The sequence below is a fragment of the Pseudomonas sp. 31-12 genome (assembly GCF_003151075.1).
In the GTDB taxonomy this organism is placed as follows: domain Bacteria; phylum Pseudomonadota; class Gammaproteobacteria; order Pseudomonadales; family Pseudomonadaceae; genus Aquipseudomonas.
Genome location: NZ_CP029482.1, coordinates 600,211 through 623,993 on the forward strand (window position 1 = coordinate 600,211; position 23,783 = coordinate 623,993).

The 23,783-nt window shown below is 60.4% G+C and carries 24 protein-coding genes and 1 pseudogene; 14 read left to right on the plus strand and 11 right to left on the minus strand.

Annotation, left to right across the window (positions count from 1 at the left end):
• Positions 1-84: 84 nt before the first annotated feature.
• The 11 genes from hutI to DJ564_RS02855 all read left to right on the plus strand — a co-directional run bounded on the left by hutI (position 85) and on the right by DJ564_RS02855 (position 13,415).
• A complete protein-coding gene (hutI, locus tag DJ564_RS02805; protein ID WP_109627522.1) occupies positions 85-1,290 on the plus strand; it encodes an imidazolonepropionase in 1,206 nt (401 codons plus the stop codon).
• Between the two features lie 10 nt (positions 1,291-1,300).
• The gene (hutG, locus tag DJ564_RS02810) at positions 1,301-2,104 is read left to right on the plus strand and encodes an N-formylglutamate deformylase (protein WP_109627524.1); all 804 of its coding nucleotides are present in this window, start codon (positions 1,301-1,303) and stop codon (positions 2,102-2,104) included.
• 265 nt (positions 2,105-2,369) lie between these two features.
• On the plus strand, positions 2,370-3,326 hold the full coding sequence (locus tag DJ564_RS02815; RefSeq protein ID WP_109627525.1) for a choline ABC transporter substrate-binding protein: 957 nt from the start codon (positions 2,370-2,372) through the stop codon (positions 3,324-3,326).
• Positions 3,327-3,517: 191 nt separating this feature from the next.
• Positions 3,518-4,435, plus strand: a complete 918-nt coding sequence (locus tag DJ564_RS02820) for an alpha/beta hydrolase (RefSeq protein WP_109627527.1) — start codon at positions 3,518-3,520, stop codon at positions 4,433-4,435.
• A 105-nt stretch (positions 4,436-4,540) separates the two neighbouring features.
• Entirely contained in the window at positions 4,541-5,512 is a 972-nt protein-coding gene (pip, locus tag DJ564_RS02825; protein WP_109627529.1) for a prolyl aminopeptidase, read from the plus strand.
• Complete coding sequence (gene dtd, locus DJ564_RS02830; protein ID WP_109627531.1) at positions 5,509-5,946, plus strand: D-aminoacyl-tRNA deacylase; 438 nt, start codon at positions 5,509-5,511, stop codon at positions 5,944-5,946. Before pip ends, dtd begins: the two co-directional genes overlap by 4 nt.
• Before the next feature lie 276 nt (positions 5,947-6,222).
• Positions 6,223-8,046 carry a glucan biosynthesis protein G gene (locus DJ564_RS02835; protein WP_109627532.1) on the plus strand — a complete coding sequence of 608 codons (1,824 nt, stop codon included), beginning with the start codon at positions 6,223-6,225 and terminating at the stop codon, positions 8,044-8,046.
• Positions 8,039-10,609, plus strand: a complete 2,571-nt coding sequence (gene mdoH / locus DJ564_RS02840; RefSeq protein ID WP_109627534.1) for a glucans biosynthesis glucosyltransferase MdoH — start codon at positions 8,039-8,041, stop codon at positions 10,607-10,609. The genes DJ564_RS02835 and mdoH overlap by 8 nt, the downstream gene beginning before the upstream one ends.
• Before the next feature lie 192 nt (positions 10,610-10,801).
• Entirely contained in the window at positions 10,802-11,599 is a 798-nt protein-coding gene (locus DJ564_RS02845) for a transporter substrate-binding domain-containing protein (protein WP_109635926.1), read from the plus strand.
• A gap of 129 nt (positions 11,600-11,728) precedes the next feature.
• Positions 11,729-12,688: an amino acid ABC transporter permease gene (locus tag DJ564_RS02850; protein WP_109627535.1), complete on the plus strand. Its 960-nt coding sequence runs from the start codon at positions 11,729-11,731 to the stop codon at positions 12,686-12,688.
• Positions 12,681-13,415: an amino acid ABC transporter ATP-binding protein gene (locus DJ564_RS02855; RefSeq protein WP_109627537.1), complete on the plus strand. Its 735-nt coding sequence runs from the start codon at positions 12,681-12,683 to the stop codon at positions 13,413-13,415. Before DJ564_RS02850 ends, DJ564_RS02855 begins: the two co-directional genes overlap by 8 nt.
• 142 nt (positions 13,416-13,557) lie before the next feature.
• On the opposite strand, the gene DJ564_RS32700 is transcribed toward DJ564_RS02855, so the two are convergent.
• From DJ564_RS32700 to ubiE, 11 genes and pseudogenes are all read right to left on the minus strand, one after another.
• Positions 13,558-14,430: a methyl-accepting chemotaxis protein gene (locus DJ564_RS32700; protein WP_371922069.1), complete on the minus strand. Its 873-nt coding sequence runs from the start codon at positions 14,428-14,430 to the stop codon at positions 13,558-13,560.
• Positions 14,416-15,474 (minus strand): annotated as a pseudogene (locus DJ564_RS32705) (methyl-accepting chemotaxis protein); the annotation flags it as partial. The gene DJ564_RS32700 and the pseudogene DJ564_RS32705, both read right to left, overlap by 15 nt.
• A 238-nt stretch (positions 15,475-15,712) precedes the next feature.
• Positions 15,713-16,420 carry a 16S rRNA (uracil(1498)-N(3))-methyltransferase gene (locus DJ564_RS02865; protein WP_109627540.1) on the minus strand — a complete coding sequence of 236 codons (708 nt, stop codon included), beginning with the start codon at positions 16,418-16,420 and terminating at the stop codon, positions 15,713-15,715.
• On the minus strand, positions 16,417-17,211 hold the full coding sequence (gene tatC, locus DJ564_RS02870) for a twin-arginine translocase subunit TatC (RefSeq protein WP_084322536.1): 795 nt from the start codon (positions 17,209-17,211) through the stop codon (positions 16,417-16,419). Before tatC ends, DJ564_RS02865 begins: the two co-directional genes overlap by 4 nt.
• On the minus strand, positions 17,208-17,666 hold the full coding sequence (gene tatB, locus DJ564_RS02875; protein ID WP_109627542.1) for a Sec-independent protein translocase protein TatB: 459 nt from the start codon (positions 17,664-17,666) through the stop codon (positions 17,208-17,210). Before tatB ends, tatC begins: the two co-directional genes overlap by 4 nt.
• 10 nt (positions 17,667-17,676) lie before the next feature.
• Entirely contained in the window at positions 17,677-17,955 is a 279-nt protein-coding gene (locus DJ564_RS02880; RefSeq protein WP_010464483.1) for a twin-arginine translocase TatA/TatE family subunit, read from the minus strand.
• A 25-nt stretch (positions 17,956-17,980) separates the two neighbouring features.
• Positions 17,981-18,313, minus strand: coding sequence for a phosphoribosyl-ATP diphosphatase (locus DJ564_RS02885; protein ID WP_008047820.1), 333 nt, complete (start codon positions 18,311-18,313; stop codon positions 17,981-17,983).
• Positions 18,306-18,707 (minus strand): phosphoribosyl-AMP cyclohydrolase, encoded by a 402-nt coding sequence (gene hisI, locus DJ564_RS02890; protein ID WP_054054645.1) that lies wholly within the window; start codon positions 18,705-18,707, stop codon positions 18,306-18,308. The genes DJ564_RS02885 and hisI overlap by 8 nt, the downstream gene beginning before the upstream one ends.
• An 81-nt stretch (positions 18,708-18,788) precedes the next feature.
• Complete coding sequence (gene ubiB / locus DJ564_RS02895; RefSeq protein WP_109627544.1) at positions 18,789-20,393, minus strand: ubiquinone biosynthesis regulatory protein kinase UbiB; 1,605 nt, start codon at positions 20,391-20,393, stop codon at positions 18,789-18,791.
• On the minus strand, positions 20,390-21,013 hold the full coding sequence (locus DJ564_RS02900) for an SCP2 domain-containing protein (protein WP_109627545.1): 624 nt from the start codon (positions 21,011-21,013) through the stop codon (positions 20,390-20,392). Before DJ564_RS02900 ends, ubiB begins: the two co-directional genes overlap by 4 nt.
• Complete coding sequence (gene ubiE / locus DJ564_RS02905; RefSeq protein WP_007948968.1) at positions 21,013-21,783, minus strand: bifunctional demethylmenaquinone methyltransferase/2-methoxy-6-polyprenyl-1,4-benzoquinol methylase UbiE; 771 nt, start codon at positions 21,781-21,783, stop codon at positions 21,013-21,015. Before ubiE ends, DJ564_RS02900 begins: the two co-directional genes overlap by 1 nt.
• 155 nt (positions 21,784-21,938) lie before the next feature.
• Here ubiE and DJ564_RS02910 point away from each other — a divergent pair, with 155 nt between their 5' ends.
• From DJ564_RS02910 to DJ564_RS02920, 3 genes are all read left to right on the plus strand, one after another.
• Positions 21,939-22,214, plus strand: a complete 276-nt coding sequence (locus tag DJ564_RS02910) for a polyhydroxyalkanoic acid system family protein (protein WP_094469536.1) — start codon at positions 21,939-21,941, stop codon at positions 22,212-22,214.
• Positions 22,215-22,452: 238 nt separating this feature from the next.
• Positions 22,453-22,875 carry a phasin family protein gene (locus DJ564_RS02915; protein ID WP_109627547.1) on the plus strand — a complete coding sequence of 141 codons (423 nt, stop codon included), beginning with the start codon at positions 22,453-22,455 and terminating at the stop codon, positions 22,873-22,875.
• A 10-nt stretch (positions 22,876-22,885) separates the two neighbouring features.
• The gene (locus tag DJ564_RS02920; RefSeq protein ID WP_109627549.1) at positions 22,886-23,767 is read left to right on the plus strand and encodes a phasin family protein; all 882 of its coding nucleotides are present in this window, start codon (positions 22,886-22,888) and stop codon (positions 23,765-23,767) included.
• Positions 23,768-23,783: the final 16 nt, after the last annotated feature.

Consider the following 23,783-nt stretch of genomic DNA (forward strand, 5'->3'; position numbering starts at 1 on the left):
GGCTGGCTCCCACAGTTGTAATGCGCATCCCTGTGGGAGCCAGCCTGCTGGCGATTCGATTTTGAATAATGTGGAGACTACGGGATGAAAACTCTCTGGCAACACTGCCACGTCGCAACCATGGCGCAAGGCGTCTACTCGATCATCGAAGACGCGGCCATCGTGACGTCCGGTGCGCACATTGAGTGGGTCGGCCCGCGCAGTGAACTGCCGGCTGGGGAATACCCGGCCGTCAACGACTTGAAAGGGGCCTGGGTTACGCCGGGCCTGATCGACTGCCACACCCACACGGTGTTCGGCGGTAACCGCAGCGGTGAATTCGAACAGCGCCTGCAAGGCGTCAGCTACGCGGAAATCGCAGCCGCCGGTGGCGGCATCGCCAGCACTGTGCGCGCCACCCGCGCAGCGACCGAAGACGAACTGTTCGCCAGCGCCGGCAAGCGCCTGAAAAGCCTGATGCGCGACGGCGTGACCACGGTCGAAATGAAATCTGGCTATGGCCTCGACCTGGCCAGTGAACGCAAGATCCTGCGCGTGATCCGTCGCCTCGGCGCCGAACTGCCGGTCAGCGTGCGCAGCACCTGCCTCGCCGCTCACGCGTTGCCGCCGGAATACGCGGATCGCGCCGACGACTACATCGATCACATCTGCGCTGACATGCTCCCGGCCCTGGCTGCCGAAGGGCTGGTGGATGCGGTGGACGCGTTCTGCGAATACCTGGCGTTTTCACCGGCACAGGTCGAGCGCGTGTTCATCACCGCGCAAGAGCTGGGCTTGCCGGTGAAGCTGCACGCCGAGCAATTGTCGTCCCTGCACGGGTCGAGCCTCGCCGCGCGTTACCACGCACTGTCCGCCGATCACCTGGAATTCATGACCGAAGACGACGCCATCGCCATGGCCAAATCCGGCACTGTCGCGGTGCTACTGCCGGGTGCGTTCTACTTCCTGCGCGAAACCCAGTTGCCGCCGATGGAGGCCCTGCGCAAACACGGCGTGAAAATCGCCATCGCCAGCGACCTCAACCCCGGCACTTCGCCGGCGCTGTCGCTGCGCTTGATGCTGAACATGGCCTGCACCTGTTTCCGCATGACCCCGGAAGAAGCCCTCGCCGGTGCAACCATCCATGCTGCCACCGCGTTGGGCATGGCCGACACTCACGGTTCGCTGGAGGCCGGCAAGGTCGCGGATTTCGTCGCCTGGCAAATCGATCGTCCCGCCGACCTGTCGTACTGGCTGGGCGGTGACCTGGAAAAACGCGTCGTGCGTCACGGCGTCGAAACGAGCGTTTAGGAGAACAGTTGTGGATAAGGTTCTGAACTTCAAACAAGGCCGCGTGCCGCTGCTGATCAGCATGCCTCACGCTGGCCTGCGCTTGACCCCGGCGGTCGAAGCCGGGTTGATCCCCGACGCGCGCAGCCTGCCTGACACTGACTGGCACATTCCGACACTGTATGAATTTGCTGCCGAGCTGGGCGCCAGCACCTTGGCTGCCGAATATTCACGGTTTGTCATTGACTTAAACCGGCCGTCTGACGACAAGCCTTTGTATGTCGGCGCGACCACCGGTCTGTATCCGGCAACGCTGTTCGACGGCATTCCATTGTTTCGTGAAGGGATGGAGCCGTCGGCTGCGGAACGGGCGACGTATCTGGAACAGGTTTGGACGCCGTATCACACCACGCTGCAGAACGAGCTGGCGCGACTCAAAGCCGAGTTTGGCTACGCGTTGCTGTTCGATGCGCATTCGATCCGTTCGATCATCCCGCACCTGTTCGACGGCAAACTGCCGGACTTCAACCTCGGGACCTTCAATGGCGCCAGTTGCGATCCGCAGTTGGCCACTCAGCTGGAAGCGATCTGCGCGAAGCACACCGATTACAGCCATGTGCTGAACGGTCGCTTCAAAGGCGGCCACATCACCCGGCATTACGGCAACCCGGCCGAAAATATCCACGCGGTGCAACTGGAGCTGGGGCAGTGCACGTACATGGAAGAGTTCGAGCCGTTCCGCTACCGCCCGGACCTGGCTGGGCCGACGCAAGTGGTGCTCAAGGAATTGCTGCAAGGCCTGCTGGCCTGGGGCAAAAACCACTACAAGCACTAGAACCTGTCGCATAACCCTGTGGGAGCGAGCTTGCTCGCGATGGCGGACTGACAGGCAACAATAATGTTGAATGTTGTGGCCTCATCGCGAGCAAGCTCGCTCCCACAGGTTATGTGTTTACTTCATAGCGCATCACGACGGTCGCCACCGTGCAAATCTCGGTCGCTACAGTTCGCTTTTCCCCTCTCGACGCTGCGTAATGTTCGGGCCACGGTGCACAAAGACACCGGCCCTCACAATAATCTGCCGTACGAGAAAGCTCCCTATGACAAGCACCAAAGGTTTGTTCACCCGCTGTCTCTCAATCCTCTGTGGCACCGCTCTGCTGAGCACCAGCGTCCTGGCCAGTGACGACGCGTCTTGCAAGGCTGTGCGCATGGGCGTGGTCAACTGGACCGACGTCATCGCCACCAGCGGCATGGCTGACGTGTTGCTCAACGGCCTCGGCTACGAAAGCAAGCAAACCAGCGCCGTGCAGCAAATCATCTTCGCCGGCATTCGCGACAAGCGCCTCGATATCTTCCTCGGTTACTGGAAACCAGCGATGGACAAAAACATCGCGCCGTTCGTGGCCGCCAACCAGGTGAAGGTCATGGACAAGCCGAGCCTGGCCGATGCCCAGGCGACGCTCGCGGTGCCTCAGTACGTGGCTGACGCTGGGCTGAAAACCTTCGCCGACATCGCCAAATTCAAAGACAAGCTCGGTGGCAAGATCTATGGCATCGAGCCGGGCAGCGGCGCCAACACCACGATCAAAACCATGATCGAGACCAATCACTTCGGCCTGAAGGATTTCAAACTGATCGAGTCCGGTGAAGCAGGCATGCTCGCCGCCGTTCAGCGGGCGGTGAATCGTAAGGAGTTCGTGGTGTTCGTCGGCTGGACCCCGCACCCGATGAACATCAACATGAAGATCGCCTACCTGACCGGCAGCGAAGACGTCTATGGCCCGAACGAAGGTGCGGCGACGGTCTCCACGGTGACGTCCCCGGACTACGCCGAACGTTGCCCGAATGTGAATCGCCTGCTGCAAAACCTGACCTTCACCGCCGCCCAGGAAAGCCAGCTGATGGTGCCGATCATGGAGCGCAAGACGCCCCAGGACGTTGCCCGGCAATGGCTGCGTGATCATCCAGAAGACCTTCAGCGCTGGTTGGCAGGGGTCAGCAGCTTTGATGGCAAGGATGGCGTAGCCAGCGTTCAGGCCAGCCTGAAAAACTGACGACTAAATACCACCGCCAGTTTGAGTGAGATCACTGTGGCGAGGGGGCTTGCCCCCGTTCGAGTGCGCAGCGCTCGCAAAATCCATAGTCAATCCAGGATTTCGGGGCCGCTTCGCAGCCCAACGGGGGCAAGCCCCCTCGCCACAAAGGCCCCCATTCACAAATCTACTGATGGACTGGCAGCAGGCTCATGACCCCGTATCCGATTTCTGAACAGATGACGGCATTCGTCGAGAAAACTGTCAGCTTCAACAGCGCCGACAGTAGCCTCGACGGGCTGCGTCAGGCCTACAGCGAGATGTGCCGGGCGTTCACTCCGCCACGTCCTGCCGGTCTTTACGTGGTCGATTTCGAGTTGGCCGGTGTGCCGGTGCGCTCCTATCAGCCGCCGGTTTCACCACCGACCGGCGGTGCCCCGTGCATCGTGTATCTGCATGGCGGCGGTTGGGTGGTGGGGGATCTGGATTCCCACGACTTCATCTGCGCCGAGCTGGCGTCTGCACTCGGCGTGCTGGTGATCGCGGTCGATTACCGATTGGCGCCAGAACATCCGTTTCCGGCGGCGTTCGATGATTGCCTGGGTGTCTGGCGCGCGCTGCGAACCGGACCTTTTAAGCTTGACCCCAAACGCACGTTGGTAGCTGGGGACAGCGCCGGGGGCAATCTTGCAGCCGCGCTGTGTCTGGCGCTGCGGGATGCGGGCGAGCCATTGCCGGCGGCGCAGGTCCTGATCTATCCGGGGTTGGGCGGTGATCACCAGTTGCCATCGCGCAGTGAATGCATCGACGCCCCGTTGCTCGCCAGCAGCGATGTGGATTGTTATCACGCCTTGTACCTGCGCGGCACCCGACAGCCGGGCGCCTATGCCATGCCGTTGCTCGCCGAAGACTTTGGCGGTCTGCCGTCGGCATTGATCGCCGTGGCGCAATTCGACCCGCTGCGCGATGACGGCGTGCTCTACGCCGAACAGCTGCAGGCCGCCGGCGTACCCACCACGCTTTACTACGGTGAAGGTCTGGTTCACGGCTGTTTGCGGGCCCGGGGCCAGGTCGCCGAGGTCGACTTGCTCTATGAAACGCTGCTCGGGTATTTGGCTGACAAACTATGACGCTGCAAGGGGCATGCTCATTCGCGTAATTCGGGTTTATGATGCCGGACGGCAGAATAATAGAAGTCCCCCCAGGGATGACCTCGACCCCTTACGGAGCGCGCAATGCAGACTTTGTACCCGCAGATCAAACCCCACGCCCGGCACGATCTGGCCGTCGATGAAACGCACACCCTGTATGTCGACGAAAGCGGTTCCCCGGAAGGTTTGCCGGTGGTGTTCATCCACGGCGGCCCCGGCGCCGGGTGCGATGCCCAGAGCCGCCGGTACTTCGATCCGAACCTGTACCGCATCGTGACCTTCGACCAGCGCGGTTGCGGTCGCTCCACGCCCCACGCCAGCCTCGAAAACAACACCACCTGGGATCTGGTCGCCGACCTTGAGCGAATTCGCAAACACCTGGGCATCGATAAATGGGTGCTGTTCGGCGGTTCCTGGGGTTCGACGCTGGCGCTGGCCTACGCGCAAACCCATCCGGAGCGTGTACACGGTCTGATTCTGCGCGGAATTTTTCTCTGCCGTCCGCAGGAAATCGAGTGGTTCTACCAGTGTGGCGCCAGCCGTCTGTTCCCCGATTACTGGCAGGACTACGTCGCACCCATTCCGCTGGACGAGCGCGACGACCTGCTCAGCGCTTTCCACAAGCGCCTGACCGGCAACGATCAGATCGCCCAGATGCACGCGGCCAAGGCCTGGTCCACCTGGGAAGGCCGGACCGCGACTTTGCGTCCGAACCCGCTGGTGGTCGATCGCTTCTCCGAGCCTCAGCGCGCGTTGTCCATCGCACGCATCGAATGCCACTACTTCACCAACAATGCCTTCCTTGAGCCGAACCAGCTGATTCGCGACATGGGCAAGATCGCCCATTTGCCAGGCGTGATTGTCCACGGTCGATATGACGTGATCTGCCCGCTGGACAATGCCTGGGAACTGCATCAGGCCTGGCCGAACAGCGAACTCCAGGTGATTCGCGACGCGGGCCACGCTGCGTCCGAGCCGGGTATCACCGATGCGCTGGTACGCGCCGCCGGGCAGATGGCTCGCCGCTTGCTCGACCTGCCGCCCGAAGAAGCATGAAGGGCCTGCTGCAACGCGTGCGTGGCGCGCGAGTCGAGGTAGCGGGGGAGGTAGTTGGGGCGGTGGATCAGGGGTTGCTGGTGCTGGTGGCGGTCGAACCCGAGGATACTCGTGCCAGCGCCGACAAACTTCTGCATAAACTGCTTAACTATCGAGTATTCAGTGACGCCGAGGGCAAGATGAATCTGTCGTTGGCGGATGTAAGCGGCGGGTTGCTGCTGGTCTCGCAGTTCACCCTGGCCGCTGATACCAAGAGCGGGTTGCGCCCGAGTTTTTCGACCGCGGCCCCTCCGGCCCTGGGCGAGGAACTTTTCGACTATCTATTAAGCAAAGCGAAACAGGTGCATGGCACTGTGGCATCAGGTAGATTCGGCGCGGATATGCAGGTGCACCTGGTCAACGATGGCCCGGTCACCTTCCTGTTACAGACGTGAAAGCCCTTGAAACATGTTTTTCAGGGCTTTTCGACTGAAAACAGGGGTTTTTCGCGATAAATACTTTGTTACCCCTGATGCGTTGTAACGCGGCCTACTAGATAATCGCGCGCTACGGGGATCAGCGTTCGTTGGTCCATTTTGACTTAGGTAGAGACTTGTCCGTGACCTGTTGGGGAATCATTTAGCCCCATGGGAGTCGGAACAATGCTCGCCAACCTGGCATATAGATAGCTGGCCGTTGGTTTTTTGATCTGTTTTCGGCGAGGGTTGCTCGTGATTGTTAGTCCCTGTAATGCACCAAATATGACTGCCAAACGGTTCCGAAGCGCTCTGGTAGCGGGCTCTGCACTGCTCTGCCTGCTCAGCGCCGGCCAGCTTTGGGCATTCAATCTGGAGGATGTATCGGTCAAGGCGAAAGAGCTGGCCGGACAAAAATACGAAGCCCCGCGCAGTAACCTGCCGAACGAATTCCGCGAAATGAAATTCGCGGACTATCAAAAAATTCGTTTCCGCACTGAAAAAGCCGAATGGGCCGATCAGAAAACCCCGTTCAAGCTTTCGTTCTATCACCAGGGCATGCACTTCGATACGCCGGTGAAAATCAACGAAATCACGGCCAACACCGTCGAAGAGATCAAATACGACCCGAGTCGTTTCGATTTCGGCGATGTGAAGTTCGATCCTAAAGCCACCGAACAACTGGGTTATGCCGGTTTCCGCGTGCTTTACCCGATCAACAAGGCCGACAAGCAAGACGAAATCATGACCATGCTCGGCGCGAGTTACTTCCGCGTTGTCGGCAAGGGTCACACCTATGGCTTGTCCGCTCGCGGCATGGCCATCGATACCGCATTGCCGTCCGGTGAAGAATTCCCGCGTTTCACCGAATTCTGGATTCAACAGCCGAAACCGGGTGACAAGCACCTGGTGATCTTCGCGCTGCTGGATTCGCCACGCGCCACCGGTGCTTACCGTCTGACCCTGCGTCCAGGCAGCGACACTATTGTCGACGTCAAGGCCCGCATGTTCCTGCGTGACAAGGTCACCAAGCTCGGCGTTGCGCCGCTGACCAGCATGTTCCTGTTCGGCGCCAACCAGCCGTCGAAAGTGCTGAACTACCGTCGTGAACTGCACGACTCCAGCGGTCTGTCGATTCATGCCGGCAACGGCGAATGGATCTGGCGTCCACTGAACAATCCAAAACACCTGGCCGTGAGCAACTACTCGATCGAAAACCCGCGTGGTTTCGGCTTGCTGCAACGTGGCCGCGACTTCAGCCACTACGAAGACCTTGACGATCGCTACGACAAGCGCCCAAGTGCCTGGATTGAACCAAAAGGCGATTGGGGCAAGGGCTCCGTCGATCTGGTAGAGATTCCGACTGCCGACGAAACCAACGACAATATCGTTGCCTTCTGGAGCCCGGAAAAACTGCCTGAGCCTGGCCAGCCGCTGGACGTCGCTTATCGCATGCACTGGACCATCGACGAAGCCGCTCTTCATGCGCCGGACAGCGCCTGGGTCCAACAGACCCTGCGCTCCACGGGTGACGTGAAACAGTCCAACCTGATCCGTCAACCGGATGGCAGCGTTGCCTATCTGGTGGATTTCGAAGGTCCGTCCCTGGCGGCACTGCCGGAAACCGCGGACGTTCGCAGCCAGGTCAGCGTGGGCGACAATGCCGAGCTGGTCGAGAACAGCGTGCGCTACAACCCTGAAACCAAGGGCTGGCGCTTGACTCTGCGGATGAAGATCAAGGATCCGGGCAAGCCTACCGAGATGCGTGCAGCACTGGTCGAGAACATCGTGCCGGGCGACCTCTCGAAGAACTCGCTGCCAGTCTCCAACTCTTCGGTTGCCAAGGCCGACAAAGTCGCCGCCAAGCAACAAGAGAAGGCGGACAAGGAAGCCAAGGACGCCAAGCAAGCCGAGGCCAAGCAGGCTGATGCGAAGCCAGTTGCCGATACCAAGGACAAGGACAACAAAGACGCCAAGCAGCCTGTTGCTGCGGACGCGGCCCCAGCCACACCGGAATCGGCCTCGACTGAAGAAGTCCTGACCGAGACCTGGAGCTACCAGTTGCCTGCCGATGAGTAATTCTCAAGTACAGCCAGAGACTCTTGCCGAGTATCTGGCGCATTTACCGATGACCGACCAGCAGCGCGCGGAACTCGCGGGCTGCCAGTCCTTCAGCGAACTGCACCAACGTCTGTCGTCTTCGACATTTGACGCACCGGCCGAGGCTGCTCAAGCCTCGGTGGGCCGTCGCCTGACCCTGAACACCGCTGAAGAGCTGGAAGAAGCGGAAATGCTGGCGGTCGACGCCAGTGGTCGGGTGTGCCTCAAGGCCACTCCGCCGATCCGTCGAACCAAAGTCGTGCCGGAGCCGTGGCGCACCAATATTCTGGTGCGTGGCTGGCGTCGTCTGACCGGTCGCACCAATCCGCCGGCCCCGCCGAAGGACGAGAACGTGCTGCCGGCGGCTCGCTGGCGCACCGTCGGTTCCATTCGGCGTTACATCCTGCTGGTCCTGATGCTCGGTCAGACCATCGTCGCCGGCTGGTACATGAAAGGCATCATGCCGTATCAGGGCTGGTCGTTCGTCGACCTGAACGAAGTCCTGCATCAACCGATCCTGAAAACCGTCACGCAAGTGCTGCCGTATGCGCTGCAAACCAGCATCCTGATTCTGTTCGGGATTTTGTTCTGCTGGGTCTCGGCTGGTTTCTGGACCGCGCTGATGGGCTTCCTTGAGTTGCTCACCGGGCACGACAAATACCGCATCTCCGGTAAAAGTGCTGGCAACGAGCCGATCGCCAAGGACGCGCGCACCGCACTGGTGATGCCGATCTGCAACGAAGACGTGCCGCGGGTGTTTGCCGGTTTGCGGGCGACTTTCGAGTCGGTTGCAGCCACGGGTGACCTGGATCGCTTCGACTTCTTCGTCCTCAGCGACAGTAACGACGCAGACATTTGCGTAGCCGAGCAACAGGCCTGGCTGGACGTCTGCCGTGAAGCCAAGGGTTTCGGCAAGATTTTCTATCGCCGTCGTCGCCGTCGTGTGAAACGTAAAAGCGGCAACCTCGACGACTTCTGTCGTCGCTGGGGCGGTGATTACAAGTACATGGTCGTGCTCGACGCGGACTCCGTGATGAGTGGTGACTGCCTGACCAGTCTGGTGCGCTTGATGGAAGCCACGCCGGACGCCGGGATCATCCAGACCGCGCCGCGTGCCTCGGGCATGGACACCCTTTATGCGCGTATGCAGCAGTTTGCGACCCGTGTGTACGGTCCGCTGTTTACCGCCGGCCTGCACTTCTGGCAGTTGGGTGAATCCCACTACTGGGGCCACAACGCGATCATCCGCATGAAGCCGTTCATCGAGCACTGCGCCCTGGCGCCGTTGCCGGGTAAAGGTGCTTTTGCCGGTGCGATTCTGTCCCACGACTTCGTCGAGGCTGCGTTGATGCGCCGTGCCGGCTGGGGCGTGTGGATTGCCTACGATTTGCCGGGCAGCTACGAAGAACTGCCGCCGAACCTGCTGGACGAACTCAAGCGTGACCGTCGCTGGTGCCACGGAAACCTGATGAACTTCCGCCTGTTCCTGGTCAAGGGTATGCACCCGGTTCACCGTGCGGTGTTCCTGACCGGCGTGATGTCTTACCTGTCGGCGCCGTTGTGGTTCTTCTTCCTGGTGTTGTCGACGGCGCTGCTGGCGGTCAACACCTTGATGGAACCGCAGTACTTCCTTGAGCCGCGTCAGCTCTATCCGCTGTGGCCGCAATGGCACCCGGACAAGGCGATTGCGCTGTTCTCGACGACGATCGTGCTGTTGTTCCTGCCGAAGCTGTTGAGCATCATCCTGATCTGGGCCAAGGGCGCGAAAGAGTTCGGTGGCAAGTTCAAGGTGACCTTGTCGATGCTGCTGGAGATGCTGTTCTCCATGTTGCTGGCGCCGGTGCGGATGATTTTCCACACCCGTTTCGTACTCGCCGCGTTCCTCGGCTGGGCCGCGACCTGGAACTCGCCACAACGTGATGACGACTCCACGCCATGGAGCGAAGCGGTCAAGCGCCACGGTCCGCAAACCCTGCTGGGCTTCTTCTGGGCCCTGCTGGTGGTCTGGCTGAACCCGAGTTTCCTGTGGTGGCTGGTGCCGATCGTCGGTTCGTTGATGCTGTCGATCCCGGTGTCGGTGATCTCCAGCCGTGTCGGTCTGGGGCTCAAGTCCCGTGACGAGAGCCTGTTCCTGATCCCTGAGGAATACAATCCGCCACAGGCGCTGCTGGCAACCGATCAGTACACCCACGAAAACCGTTGGCATGCACTGAACGACGGTTTCATCCGTGCGGTGGTCGATCCGCAGCAGAACGCCTTGGCGTGCTCGCTGGCGACCTCGCGTCACGGTCAGGCCGAGCCGATCGAATGGTTGCGCATCGAGCGGGTGCGTCACGCCTTGAAAGTCGGGCCTGACGGCCTGAACAACAATGAGCGTGTGCAACTGCTGAGCGACCCGGTGGCACTGGCTCGCTTGCACGAGCAGATCTGGAATGAAGGCCATCCCGAGTGGCTGGCAGCCTGGCGCAAATCGGTGAAAGCCGATCCCCATGCGCCGCTGCTACCGCTTAAACCACTGAGTGCGCAGCCTCAGTTGGCGTAACAGACAGCCCCGCTAACCAGCGGGGCTTTTTTTTGGCTGAACGTTGCCAAACCCTTGTGCAAACAAACGAGTGCGTTAGCATCCGTCCCCGAATGGGTGCGCCCGGACAATTTTCTGTTCGTATCTGCCGGTTTCCTAAAGGAAATCCGCCGTTTGCGCGCCTCACAACGCAATGGTTTTGGGGACTTGATGATGAAGAAGTATCTGTCGATGCTGCTGGTCGGCGTCACGGCATTGGTTGCAGTCAGCGCGGCGCAGGCCGGTGCCATTGATGACGCGGTCAAGCGCGGCACGCTGAAAGTCGGCATGGACCCGACCTACATGCCGTTCGAAATGACCAACAAGCGCGGCGAGATCATCGGTTTCGAAGTCGACATCCTCAAAGCCATGACCAAGGCGATGGGCGTCAAACTGGAATTGGTATCCACCGGTTATGACGGCATCATCCCGGCCCTGCTGACCGACAAGTTCGACATGATCGGCAGCGGCATGACCCTGACCCAGGAACGCAACCTGCGCCTGAACTTCAGCGAACCGTTCATCGTGGTCGGCCAGACCCTGCTGATCCGCAAGGAACTGGAAGGCACCATCAAATCCTATAAAGACCTGAACACCGCCGACTACCGCATCACCTCCAAGCTCGGCACCACCGGTGAGATGGTCGCCAAGAAGCTGATCTCCAAAGCCAAGTACCACGGCTACGACAACGAGCAGGAAGCTGTGCTCGACGTGGTCAACGGCAAGGCCGACGCCTTCATCTACGACGCGCCGTACAACGTCGTGGCCGTGAACAAGGTCGGCGCCGGCAAACTGGTGTTCCTTGACAAGCCGTTCACCTACGAGCCGCTGGCTTTCGGTCTGAAGAAGGGTGATTACGACAGCATCAACTTCATCAACAACTTCCTGCACCAGATTCACGAAGACGGCACCTACGATCGCATCCATGACAAGTGGTTCAAGGACACGGCCTGGCAGAAGGACATGGAGTAACTCGGTCAGATAAACCGAGTCGCGCCCAATCGCCAGCAGGCTGGCTCCCACAATGAAATTCATTCCCCTGTGGGAGCCAGCCTGCTGGCGATGACGGCCTCCAAGGCAATACAAATCCCGGAACCTGCAATGAAACAGAAAAAAGCCCAATGGCCCTGGCACGTCTTGACCGTACTCGTGCTGATCGGCCTGGCCGGCGCGTTGTATTACGCCACCTCGCTGATGTCCTACGAATGGCGCTGGAACCGCGTGCCGCAATACTTCGCCTACCATGCCGAAGAGTCCCAGCGCGCCGCCGACATCTCCACTGTCAGCGAACTGGTGCGCAAGGGCGATAAAGCCGAAGTCACCCTGCGCAATGACGCAGGCGACGAGCAACACGTGACCGTAGACGACAACAGCCTGCAAGTCGCCCGGGGCGATGACGTCGCGGAGGGTGACGTGATCGGCGTGACTCGCCATTGGGCCGCCGGACCGCTGATGTGGGGCCTGTGGACCACCTTGTGGTTGTCCGTGGTGTCTGGCGTGCTTGGCCTGCTGATCGGCCTCGCCACGGGCTTGTGCCGTCTGTCGAACAATCCGACTTTGCGCGATCTCTCGACCATTTACGTCGAACTGGTGCGCGGCACGCCGTTGCTGGTGCAGATCTTCATTTTCTACTTCTTCATCGGCACCGTGATGAACCTGTCCCGGGAGTTCGCCGGGATTGCCGCGCTGTCGCTGTTCACCGGTGCCTATGTCGCTGAGATCATCCGTTCCGGCGTGCAGTCCATCGCCCGTGGCCAGAACGAAGCCGCCCGTTCTCTGGGCTTGAGCGCTGGCCAGTCGATGCGCCATGTCGTGCTGCCGCAAGCCTTGAAGCGCGTGCTGCCGCCGCTGGCCGGGCAGTTCATCAGTCTGGTCAAGGACACTTCACTGGTGTCGGTGATCGCGATTACCGAACTGCTCAAAAGCGGCCGTGAAGTCATCACCACCTCGTTCTCGCCGTTCGAAATCCTGTTCTGCGTGGCCGGGCTGTACCTGTTGATCAACCTGCCGCTGTCGAAAATCGCCAGCCGGCTTGAGCGGAGGCTCGCGCAAAGTGATTGAAGTCCGCGATCTGGTAAAAGTCTTCGACACCCGTGGCCAGGTGGTTCGCGCGGTGGATAACGTCACCACGCACGTGGCCAAGGGCGAAGTGCTGGTGGTGATCGGCCCGTCCGGTTCCGGCAAGTCCACTTTCCTGCGCTGCCTCAACGGCCTGGAAGAGTTTGACTCGGGTTCGGTGAGCATCGACGGCCTGCAACTGGCCGATCCGAAAACCGACGTGAACGCCTACCGCCGCGAAGTCGGCATGGTGTTCCAGCATTTCAATCTGTTCCCGCACATGACCGTGCTGGAAAACCTCTGCCTGGCCCAGAAAGTCGTGCGCAAACGCGGCAAGAAGGAGCGCGAGGCCAAGGCCTTGGCGTTGCTGGAAAAGGTCGGCATTGCGCAGAAGGCCAACGAATTTCCGTCACGCCTGTCCGGCGGTCAGCAACAGCGTGTGGCGATTGCCCGGGCGTTGGCGATGGAGCCAAAGGTCATGCTGTTCGATGAGCCGACTTCGGCGCTTGATCCGGAAATGGTCGGCGAAGTGCTGGACGTGATGAAAACCCTGGCCGTGGAAGGCATGACCATGGTCTGCGTCACCCACGAAATGGGCTTTGCGCGGGAAGTGGCGGATCGGGTGCTGTTCTTCGATCACGGTAAATTGCTGGAAGATGCCTCACCGGCGGAGTTCTTCGATGCACCGAAGGATCCGCGGGCGCAGGCTTTCTTGCGGCAGGTCCTCTGACAGTAGCGCCTTGCGGGCCGCTAATCGCTAGCAGGCTAGCTCCCACAGTGGATTTGTGGTGTTCACACCAAACCCTGTGGGAGCCAGCCTGCTGGCGATAGCATCACCTCGGTCCCAAGCGAGCCGAGGTATTTACATCGCCTTATACCTTGAACCGCCCCACCAGCATCTGCAGATGCGTCCCCAACCGCGCCAGCTCAACGCTGGAGGCCGCGGTCTCTTCACTGGCTGCCGAGGTCTGGTCCGACACGTCGCGCACGTTCAGCACGCTACGGTTGATCTCCTCGGCCACGGCGGTTTGCTGCTCGGCCGCGGCGGCGATCTGCTGATTCATCGATTGAATCGCCGACACCGTGCGGGTGATGCTTTCCAGTGAGCTGCCGGCGCGGCGGGTCAGTTCGACGCTGCTGTCGGTCAGGCTGCGGCTGTTGTCCATGATGGTCGCGACCTGCTGGGTGCCGGTTTGCAGGCCGACGATCAGCTCTTCGATTTCCTCGGTGGACTTCTGGGTGCGCTGGGCCAGGCTGCGGACTTCATCGGCGACCACCGCGAAACCGCGACCCGCTTCACCGGCACGGGCGGCTTCGATCGCCGCGTTGAGCGCCAACAGGTTGGTTTGCTGGGCGACGGATTTGATCACGTCGAGCACGCTGCCGATCTTGTCGCTTTCGCGTTTCAGATCGCCCATGGCCGCAGTGGAGTTGCCGACTTCAAGGGCCAGGCGCTCGATCTGGGCGATCGCTTCGCCGACCACTTTGTCGCCCTCGCGGGCTTGTTGGTCGGCGGCGACGGCCGCTTCGGAGGCTTCTTCGGCGTTACGCGCGACTTCCTGCACGGTGGCGGTCATTTCGTTCATCGCGGTGGCCACCTGGTCGGTCTCGACCTTCTGGCTATTGACCCCGGCACTGGTCTGTTCGGTGACGGCGGACAGCTCTTCCGCAGCATTGGCGATTTGCGTAACGCCATCGCTGATGCCGCCGATCAGTTCGCGCAGGCCCAGGGTCATGCTCTGCATGGCGCGCTGGAGTTGGCCCAATTCGTCGCGACGCTCGGAAACGAGGTTTTGCGTCAGATCGCCAGCGGCCACGCGTTCGGCGACTTTGAGGGTCTGGTTCAGCGGAATCACGATCTGGCGAGTGATCGCCCATGCCGCCAGCAAGCCAAACGCCAGGGCCAGAACGGTGGCCATCAGTAACAGGTTCTTGGCGTGCGCGGCGTCGGTGTCACGGACGATGGTTTGCGACACGGTGAGTTTTTTGCTGACGTTGAGCAGGATCTCGCCTTGCTCGGCCATGCGCTTGAGGGAGGCGGCGCTGGCAACCTGCGAGTCGCGGAACTGGCTGACAGCGGCACGGTAGGCTTTAAGCGAATCACTGGCCTGTTGCAGGTTGGCGATGTGCTGCTCAGGCAGTTTCGATGGCAGGCTTTCGAGATTTTTCAGGGCGTTATCGATGGCGTCCAGCGCAGGCTGTTCGGCCTCGGTCTTGCCGCTGTAGGTGTAGCCGCGAACCTGGAAGCGGGCCTGCTGAATCAGTTTGCTCAGGTCGATCACGCTGTTGAAGTCGGCGACGCTCTCGCCTTGCAGCATGGATTTTTCGACCTCGGCGACGCGGGCTACCGCATTGTCGGCGGTCGCGCCCAGCTTGCTGCGGGCGTCTTCGCGGTTGGCGCCGGCCTGGGTCATCGCGATGAAGGCTTGCTTGTACTGACTGACGGCAGCCAGTTGCTGATCGATCATCGCCACGTCGGAAGGCTGTTCGATCAATTTGCGCGCGGTTTGCAAACCGGCGTCGAGTTGGCTCAGCAGGTCGTTGACGGCGGCCGGGCCTTGTTCACCTCGGCGCATGTCGTAATCCATGCGGGCCAGGCGCAGGTCTTTGGTCAGGTCATTGAGGCTGGCGATGAACCCGAGCTTGTCGCCACGGCTCATCACGCCGGTCAGGCCGGTCCAGCCGGTGAAGGTGATCAGCAACGTGAGCAGCAGCACCAGACCGAAGCCGATCCCCAATTTGCGATTGACGCTTACATTTCCCAGACTCTCGGCTAGCCAACGGTACATGCTGCTACTCCCTCGGACCACTCATTGGTTTTATGGGGGCTGTATCGGCAGGTGGCCGGGAATCTGTAGGTGCAACGCGGTATTCGGGTTGAGTAAATCCCCGTGGCGAGGGAGCTTGCTCCCGCTCGGCTGCGGAGCAGTCGTAAAACCGATGAATACGGTCTGGCTGGATAAAAGCGGTGGCCGCTGCGCGCCCAAGCGGGAGCAAGCTCCCTCGCCACAGTGACCGTGCTTGATCTTAAAAGAGCCGGGCGAGCAGCGCGGTGACGGCGGTTTCGACGCGCAGGATGCGCTCGCCGAGTTGTACCGGTTGCAGGCCGGACTTGGCCAGCAGGTCGATTTCGTAAGGGATCCAGCCGCCTTCAGGGCCGATGGCCAGGGTTACCGGCTCGTCCAGGCCGCGGGGGCAGGGCGGGTAGTTGCCGGGGTGACCCACCAGGCCAAGGGTGCCTTCGGATATGGCCGGCAGACGGTCTTCGACGAAGGGTTTGAAGCGCTTCTCGATGACGATTTCCGGCAGCACGCTGTCCCGGGCCTGTTCCAGACCAAGGATCAATTGCTCACGAATCGCCTCCGGCTCCAGAAACGGCGTCTGCCAGAAGCTCTTCTCGACGCGATAGCTGTTCACCAGGATGATTCGCGGCACACCCATGGCGGCCACGGTCTGGAACACCCGACGGAGCATTTTGGGGCGCGGAAGGGCCAACACCAGGGTCAGTGGCAGCTTGGCCGGTGGCGGCTGGTCGAGGGAGACGCGTAGTTCGGCTTCATCGGCGTCCAGACGCAGCACTTCGGCCGAGCCCATCAGCCCGCCGATACGTCCGACGCGCATGCTGTCACCCACTTCGCAACGATGGACTTCCTGCATGTGCGTCAACCGGCGATCGCGCAGGATCACCCGGTCGGCCGCAATGAAGTCGGCCTCTTCGAGGAGCAGCAGGTTCACGGCTGGGTCGCTGGCGGCTGGTCGTTGTGATCGTCGACCGGCTGGTCGTCCGGATGCTCGCCGCGCTTGCTGATCAGGCCGCCAAACAGGATGCCGATCTCGAACAGCAGCCACATTGGTACAGCCAACAGCGTCTGCGAAAAGATGTCCGGCGGCGTCAGGATCATGCCGACGACGAAGCAGCCGATGATCACGTACGGGCGGATCTTCTTCAGGTATTTGACGTCGACCACGCCGATCCACACCAGCAGCACCACGGCCACCGGAATCTCGAACGCCACGCCGAAGGCAAAGAACAGCGTCATGACGAAATCGAGGTAGCTGCTGATGTCGGTCATCATTTCCACGCCGGCCGGGGTGGCGGCGGCGAAGAATTTGAAGATCAACGGGAACACCAGGTAATAGGCGAACGCCATACCGGCATAGAACAGCATGATGCTGGACACCAGCAACGGCACGGCGATGCGCTTCTCATGCTTGTACAGGCCCGGCGCGATGAAGCCCCAGATCTGATGCAGGATCACCGGAATCGCCAGGAACAGCGACACCATCATGGTCAGCTTCAGTGGTGTCAGGAACGGCGACGACACGTCGGTGGCGATCATCGTCGCACCGACCGGCAGGTATTGGCGCAGCGGCGTCGAGACGAAGGTGTAGATCTGCTGGGTGAAGGCGAACAACCCGGCGAAGATGATGAAGATCGCCGCTACGCAACGCAGCAGGCGGGTACGCAACTCGGTGAGGTGCGAAACCAGCGGCATGTGCTGGTCGTTTTCAGGAAGATCGCTCATGGGGCTCGCGGCGGCAGTGTTGGGTCATGAGGGGCCGGCGCAACAGGCGCAGCCGCAGGCGTGGCAGGTTCAAGCGGTGGCGTTGCAACAACGGTGGCAGGTTCTACAGCCGCTGTGACAGGCGCAGGCTCGGAGGCAGGTGCATGAATCGTCTGCTCCGCCACGGGCTCAACCGGTTGGACCGGTTGGACCGGTGTGGCTTCCTGCTGGGTCGGCGTGAAGATCTTCCGCGCCTCCTGCTCCAGCGACAGAATGTGCTCGTTGTGCAGTTGCCGACGAATCTCGTCGGCACCGATTTCACGTTCAACTTCCTGTTTGATCGCGTTGAAGCTGCGCTTCAGACGACCGACCCACAGGCCGGCGGTGCGCGCAGCACCCGGCAGACGCTCGGGACCCAGCACCAGCAGGGCGATGAGGCCGACGAGCAGCAGTTCAGAGAAGCTGATACCAAACATTAGTCAGTGCTCACACGTCTTTGCGGATCGGCTCTTCGACTTTTTGCGCCTGCACGTCGATGGTGTGCGGCTGGTTCACGGACTGCGTGGTCTGTGGCTGAACCGGTGGCACCGGTTGGGCCGGAGTAACAGTCGGATCGGCCGGTTTTTCGTCGTCGTTCATGGCTTTCTTGAAGCCCTTGATCGACTCGCCCACGTCAGTGCCGAGGTTTTTCAGTTTTTTGGTGCCGAACACCAAAACGACAACAACCAGGATGACGATCCAGTGTTTCCAGTCAAAAATGCCCATGTTGCTGCTCCTCTCTAATAGTTGTTCAGGCGGACGGGCGCGAGGCTTTCTCGGCGTGTCCGGACAGACCGAAACGACGGTCCAGTTCATCGAGTACAGCCTGTGGATGCTGCCCCAGTTGGGCGAGCATGACCATGCTGTGGAACCACAAATCGGCGGTCTCGTAGATCACATCGCTGCAGTCACCGCTGATGGCGGCGTCCTTGGCGGCAATGATGGTTTCGACCGACTCTTCGCCGACTTTTTCCAGAATCTTGTTCAAGCCTTTGTGGTACAGGCTGGCGACATACGAGCTGTCGGCGGCGGCGCCTTTGCGCTCTTCCAGCACCTCGGCCAGACGGGTCAGGGTGTCACTCATGGGTGTGTCCTGCGGAATAAATGGCGTGCGGGTCTTTGAGCACCGGGTCGACGGTTTTCCAGTCGCCGTTCTCGAAGACGCGATAGAAGCAGCTCTGGCGGCCGGTATGGCAGGCGATGTCGCCGATCTGCTCGACCATCAGGATGATCACGTCGGCGTCACAGTCCAGGCGCATCTCATGCAGCGTTTGCACATGGCCGGACTCTTCGCCCTTGCGCCACAGCTTGCCACGGGAACGTGACCAGTAAATGGCACGGTTTTCGGCCGCGCTCAGTTCCAGTGCTTCGCGGTTCATCCAGGCCATCATCAGGACGCGCCCGGTCTTGTGATCCTGGGCAATCGCCGGCACCAGGCCGTCGGCGTCCCACTTGATCTCGTCCAGCCAGTTTTTCATCTTCGACTCCGACAGCGGGTTCCACACTTCATGAGCAGAACCCAAGCGTTGAAACAGTGTGCCAGCGTGCGGTGGCTCTGGCTATCGGCGAACGACCAGATACAAACCGACGGCTACCATGAGGCCGGCCGGCCAGTGGCCCAGTTCGTTCAACGGCCTGCCCGCCGCGAGTATGGTGCCGCCGGCCAGGTGCGCACAGCCGAGCAGTCGCAGGAACCAGTCGTCCTTGCGCTTGTGCCACGGTGGTGGCGGGTCGTTGGCGTGGGGTTGGGACATGCGCTCAAGCAGGTCGCGGGCCATGTTGGTCAGGTGCGGAATCTGTTCGAACTGGCTCTGCACGTTGCCGAGCAAGGCTTTGGGGCTGACGCGCTCGCGCATCCAGCGTTCGAGGAACGGCTGCGCGGTGTTCCACAAATCCAGATCCGGGTACAGCTGACGGCCCAGGCCTTCGATGTTCAACAGGGTTTTTTGCAGCAGCACGAGTTGCGGTTGCACTTCCATGTTGAAGCGTCGAGCGGTCTGGAACAGGCGCATCAGCACCTGACCGAATGAAATATCTTTTAATGGTTTTTCGAAGATCGGTTCGCACACCGTACGGATCGCCGCTTCGAATTCGTTGAGTTTGGTTTCCGCCGGTACCCAGCCCGAATCGATGTGCAGTTGGGCGACACGTCGGTAGTCGCGCTTGAAAAACGCGAACAGGTTACGCGCCAGGTAATCCTGGTCTTCCGGGGTCAGGCTGCCGACGATGCCGCAGTCGATTGCAATGTACTGCGGGCTCCACGGATTCACGGTGCTGACAAAGATGTTGCCCGGGTGCATGTCGGCGTGGAAAAAGCTGTCGCGAAACACCTGGGTGAAGAAGATTTCCACACCGCGTTCGGCGAGCATTTTCATGTCGGTGCGCTGGTCGGCCAGGGTCGCCAGATCGGTCACCTGAATCCCGTAGATGCGCTCCATCACCAGCACTTTTGGCCGGCACCAGTCCCAATAGACTTGCGGCACATACAGCAGCGGTGACCCGTCGAAGTTGCGCTTCAATTGGCTGGCATTGGCCGCTTCGCGCAGCAGGTCGAGTTCGTCATAGATGGTTTTTTCGTAGTCCAGGACCACGTCCACCGGGTGCAGCAGGCGCGCGTCGGCCGAGAGCTTTTCGGCGGCGCGGGCGAGGATGAACAGCCACGCCAGGTCCTGGGCGATGATCGGTTTCAAGCCCGGGCGGATGACTTTGACGACGACTTCTTCGCCGGTTTTCAGCTGCGCGGCATGCACCTGCGCTACTGAGGCCGAGGCCAGCGGTTCAACGTCGAAGCGGCTGAAGACCTCACTGATCTTCTTGCCGAGCTGCTCTTCGATCAGGTTGACCGACACCTGCGAGTCGAACGGCGGCACCCGGTCCTGCAGCTTCATCAGCTCATCGGCGATGTCTTCGGGCAGCAGGTCGCGGCGCGTCGAAAGGATCTGCCCGAACTTGATGAAAATCGGCCCAAGGTCCTGCAACGCCAGGCGCAAGCGTGCGCCACGGCTCAGGTCCAGCGTCTTGCGCGGGAACCAGCGCCACGGCAACGCATAGCGCAGCGCCAGCAGAAACCAGGGCAGCGGCAGGGCGAACAACAGGTCATCGAGGCGGTAGCGAATCACAACGCGCTGGATGCGCAACAAACGGCGGACGGCAAGCAGCTTCATGCGTTATCGCTTGGGTCGAGGGATCGGGAAAGGCGCTCGAAACGCGCCTCGAGACGTTCCAGATCGAGCTTGATCTGGTCCAGTTCACTGAAACGGGCTTCGGCTTCGCGCTGACCGACGAGGGTGCGCGATTCTTCGGCCAGGTATTCGCCCAGATTCTGATTCAGGCTGGCGAAGCCTTGCTGATACCAGCGTGCGCGACTGCGCAGGTGCCCGCTGACCAGTTGCGTGGCCACAGGCCCCAGCCAGCGCGAGAGTTCGTACTCCCAGTCCAGCTCAAGGTCCTGAAGGATCGCCGCCAGTTCCAGCAGTACGCCGCTGTCACCGTCAAGCTCGACTTCCGGGCCATGCAGCACCGATGTCTTGTCCTTGCTCATCGCCAGTTTCAACAGGCTTGAAGCCGGTGCGCGCAAGGTGCAATCGGCGCCGGTTTCCCAGTGGGAGGCGAGCATCAGGCCTTCGTCGCTGGGCAAAATGAACAGTTGCAGCGCCGGGCTGCAGCAATCGACGGCAATCACTCTTCCGCTCAAATGCGCCAGCCGCGGCAGCGCCGTACTGTCGAGACGCAGCACCCGGTTCAGACCGAGTTCAACGCTGGCGAGCAGGCCGGCCAGCAGCATCAGGGTTTGATGCCGCGGTGCAGGGCGACGATGCCTGCGGTCATGTTGTGGTAAGTCACGCGGTCGAAACCGGCTTCGACCATCATCGACTTCAGGGTTTCCTGATTCGGGTGCATGCGGATCGATTCGGCCAGGTAGCGATAGCTTTCCGAGTCGTTGGTGATCAGCTTGCCCATCAGCGGCATGAAGGCGAACGAGTAAGCGTCGTAGGCTTTGGACATCAGCGCGTTGGTCGGTTTGGAGAATTCCAGCACCAGCAAACGGCCGCCTGGCTTGAGTACGCGCAGCATCGAGCGCAGGGCGTCTTCTTTATGCGTCACGTTGCGCAGACCGAAGGCGATGGTCACGCAGTCGAAATGGTTGTCCGGGAACGGCAGCTTTTCAGCGTCGGCCTGAACGAATTCGACGTTGCCGGCCACACCCAGGTCCAGCAGGCGGTCACGACCGACCTTGAGCATGGATTCGTTGATGTCGGCCAACACCACCTGGCCGGTCGGACCCACGAGGTGCGAGAATTTCTTGGTCAGGTCGCCCGTGCCGCCAGCGATGTCCAGCACGCGGTTACCGGTGCGAACGCCCGACAGCTCGATCGCGAAACGCTTCCACAGGCGGTGCATGCCGCCCGACAGGAGGTCGTTCATCAAGTCGTACTTGGCCGCTACCGAGTGAAAAACCTCAGCGACTTTTTCCGCTTTCTGGCTTTCCGGAACGTTTTTGAAGCCGAAGTGAGTGGTGGGTTCGGCATCGCTGCCTTTGCGCTGATCAGTCATATCGCTGTCACCAAAAGAGAATGCGGGACATTCTAATCCCGGTGGCCTGCTTTGTCTTGGCAAGGCTGCAGGTAAGATAGGCAACCACCGGGACGTTTTGCCGCAGCAGCGGTCAAGATGCTTCAGGAAAGCATTCATAAAGCAGGAGTCATTCGATGGCCCGTATTAGTGTTGAACGTGCCCACGGCCTGGGCAAGGAAGCGGCCCGCGAGAAGGCCGACCAGTTGGCGCAGAAACTGTCCGATCAATATGGCCTGGAGCCGCAGTGGTCCGGCGACACCCTGAACCTCAGACGCTCCGGCGTTAAAGGCGCGGTACTTGTCAGCGAAGACTCGATCCGCGTCGATGTGGAGTTGGGCCTGATGATGTCGGCCATGAGCGGCATGATCAAATCGGAAATCGAAAAGGCTCTTGATAAGGCTCTGGTCTGATTTCGAATTGAGGCCCCTGTGGGAGCTAGCCTGCTAGCGATAGCGGTTCATCAGTCAACAACAATGTCGACGGATAAATCGCTATTGCTAGCAGGCTAGCTCCCACATTTGTTTTGTGGTGTGTCCGAAGTTTTATGTCAGTTGTTAGGGTGCCGTTTCTAATTTTTCTCCCTACTTTGTGCCTGAGCCCGACACTTTCGCGGGCAGTTCCTCAAACCTTCTGCGCGTGAGGTGCACCATGGCCAAAGTTATTCTGAAGAAAAAAATCGACGCTTCGACAACCGCACTTAGCGACGTCAAATCCTATGCCCGCAAGATCTGGCTGGCAGGCCTGGGGGCCTACACCAAGGTTGGCCAAGAGGGCAGCGAGTACTTTCAAGAGTTGATCAAGGCTGGTCAAACTGTTGAAACCAAAGGCAAAAAAGCAGTTGCCGAGAAACTAGAAGCGGCTAACTCAGAGATCGATGAAGCCAAGAGTGAAGTGAGCACTTTCAAAGCCAAGGTCGAAGTTCAACTCGACAAGGTCGAGAAGGCTTTTGACTCGCGTGTCGCAAGTGCCTTGAATCGTATCGGCATTCCGTCTAAACATGACGTTGAGACACTCTCTGCTAAGCTCGATGAGCTGACGGCATTGCTCGAACGCGTCGCGCGTAAATCTTAAGGAGAACGGGATGGCTGGTAAAAAGAACACCGAAAAAGAAGGCAGCTCGTGGATTGGGAAAGTCGAAGACTACTCCCGCAAGATCTGGCTGGCTGGTTTAGGCGTGTACTCGAAGATCGACACTGACGGCAGCAAGCTCTTCGATACATTGGTTAAAGACGGCGAGAAAGCCGAGAAGCTGACCAAGAGCGCAGTCGGCAAGAAAGTCGATGACGTCAAGGATTCCGCTTCGTCGGCCAAGTCGCGCATCAGCGGCGTGAAAGATCGTGCGCTGGGCAAGTGGGATGAGCTGGAAGGGGCTTTCGACAAGCGCCTGAACAGCGCCATTTCGCGCCTGGGTGTGCCGAGCCGCAATGAAGTGAAAGCGCTGCACAGCAAGGTCGATACCCTGACCAAGCAAATCGAAAAACTCACTGGCGCCAAGGTGGCGCCTGTTGCGGCGAAAACTGCAGCGGCCAAACCTGCTGCCAAACCACTGGCCAAGGCTGCCGCTAAACCGGTCGCCAAAGCCGCGTCGAAAGTTGCGTCCGCAGCCAAGTCCGCTACCAAAACTGCCGCCGCTAAACCTGCTGCAGCCAAGGCAGCGGTCAAATCGGTCGCCGCCAAAGCCGCAGCAAAACCAGCGGCTAAAACAGCTGCCGCTAAACCGGCTGCTAAAACTGCAGCGGCCAAACCGGCAGCCAAGCCAGCGGCAAAACCTGCCGCAGCGAAGAAGCCAGCAGTGAAAAAACCGGCCGCTCCTAAAGCTGCCGCACCAAAACCAGCAGTGGCTGCCGCCAAACCGGCAACCTCGCCGACTCCGGCCAGCACCTCGAACTCTGCTGCCGCGCCGACCCCTGCTGTAACCCCGACTGCCGCGCCAGCTCCATCGACGCCAACCAGTCAGTCCTGATTTTCAGGGCTCAAGA